This window comes from Spirillospora sp. NPDC049652, assembly GCF_040675125.1.
GTDB lineage: Bacteria > Actinomycetota > Actinomycetes > Streptosporangiales > Streptosporangiaceae > Spirillospora.
In genome coordinates this window covers 1-1951 of the sequence record NZ_JBFAOF010001184.1, presented here as the reverse complement: position 1 = coordinate 1951, position 1951 = coordinate 1, and the positions used below count along the sequence as shown (strand labels likewise).

Sequence of the window (1951 nt, the reverse complement as noted above, 5' to 3'; positions counted from 1 at the left end):
CCGCCGAGCACCCGCACCGTGCCGGCGTCGGGCGTCCGCAGCCCGAGCATCATCGAGATCGCCGTCGACTTGCCCGCGCCGTTGGGTCCGAGCAGCGCGACCGTCTGCCCCTGGGCGAGCCGCAGGGACAGTCCGTCCACGGCCCGGACCGCCCCGAAGCTCTTGCTCACCTCGTGCATTTCCACCGCATCCATGCCGATGACCTTAGAAATCACCAGGTCCTGCGCAGCAGAGCCGGAGATCCGCGATCCGGCAGTACAAATGTCCCGGTTGACACAGAGTGATGCGGCTATGCGGGGGGAAGCTGGTCGTGGAGGGGTGCCGCTCGGGCAGCTCCTACGCTTTACTCAGGGTTTGATGACGTTGTTCGGTGGCTCCGGCTCCCGCCCGGCGGCAGGGACCGCGGCGCGGGACCTCTTCGAGCGTCTGCGCTGCCGGTACTTCCACGTGCCGCCCGGGCTCCGGTTCCTGGGCGGGCTCGTGCTGCTGGCCGGCGTCGCCGCGGCGGCCGCGGTGCTGAACCTCCCGGTGCCGACGGCTGCGGCGTTCGCGGCGATCCTGCTGGTGGTGGCCCATCTGACGCTGCGTTCACCGGCGGGGATGGCGGTCGTCGCCGTGATCGTCGCGTGGCTGGCGTCCTCGCTGGCGATCGGACGGCTCTACTCGGGCCATCCGCACGTGTACCTGAGCCCCGGGGTGCTGCTGGCGCTGCTCGCGCTCCCGGTCGCCGTCGTCGCGCTGCGGCTCCGCGGGTACGCGCCCTGGCGGACGGCCCTGGTGACGCTCGGGCCCGCCGGGATCGTCGCGGCCGGGGCGGCGGTCTCGATACCGGAGCTCTCGGTCGGCCCCGCGTGGGTCGCGGCGCTGGCCGTCCTCGCGTACCGGTGGGACCAGGCGAGGCGGACGACCTCGGCCGAGGCCTACGAGACCGGCTGGGTGCAGGAGCAGTCCGGCGACCGCGCGGACGGGGGCATGGGGCCGCGCGAACCGAAACCGTCCGAGGGGAAGGGGCCGCGGGAACCGAAGCCGTCCGACGGCAAGGCCCCCAGGGAGCCGAAGCCGCCTGACGGCAAGCCCCCGCGCGAGCACCGGTCGGCGAACGTGCCGAAGAAGCGTTCCGAGCACGACGACGAGGTGGCTCCGCCCTCCGGCGTTCCGGCGGCGACGCGGGCGGCCTACGAGGAGCGGGCGGCGGCGGAGGTGCGGCCCGTGGACGAACCGGACGGCCCCACGGTCGGGGAGGCGCTCGCCGAACTGGAGGCGATGGTCGGCCTGGCTCCGGTGAAGCGGCAGGTCAGGTCGATCGCGGCGTCCATCGAGGCGGCGCATCTGCGCGCAGCGGCCGGGGTCCCGACCGAGAAGCCGATGCGGCACCTGGTGTTCGTCGGGCCGTCCGGGACGGGCAAGACGACGGTCGCGCGGGTCCTCGCGCGGATCTTCCACGCGTTCGGGCTGCTGCCGACCGCGACCGTGGTGGAGGCGACGCGCGCGGACCTGGTCGGCGAGTACCTGGGCGCGACGGCGCTGAAGACCAACGCGCTGGTCGACGCCGCGCTCGGCGGCGTGCTGTTCGTGGACGAGGCGTACTCGCTGGTCAACGCGTCCGAGGGGCAGCCGGACCGGTTCGGCGACGAGGCCGTCCAGACGCTGCTGAAGCGGGCCGAGGACGACCGCGGCGACCTGGTCGTCATCCTCGCCGGATACGAGGACCGGATGAGCGCGTTCCTCGACTCCAACCCGGGCCTGGCCTCGCGGTTCGGCACCCGCGTGCACTTTCCCTCCTACAGCGCGGACGAGCTGCTGGAGATCGCGGGACGCCACGTGGCCCAGCGCGGCGACCGGCTCGACGACGCGGCGCGGGCGCGGCTGCGCGAGAGGTTCGCCGAGATCCACCGGCGCGGCATCGTGGACGAGCTCGGCAACGGGCGGTTCGTCCGTTCGCTGACCGAGG

General features: G+C 73.6%; 2 protein-coding genes. One reads left to right on the top strand and one right to left on the bottom strand.

The window, feature by feature from the left end:
• Positions 1-194: ATP-binding cassette domain-containing protein (locus AB0J52_RS38365; RefSeq protein ID WP_500187937.1), on the bottom strand; the 194-nt coding region annotated here is incomplete at its 3' end.
• Positions 195-357: 163 nt separating this feature from the next.
• Here AB0J52_RS38365 and AB0J52_RS38360 point away from each other — a divergent pair.
• Positions 358-1951, top strand: a 1594-nt coding sequence (locus AB0J52_RS38360) for an AAA family ATPase (RefSeq protein WP_500187935.1), incomplete at its 3' end; no start/stop codon positions are given.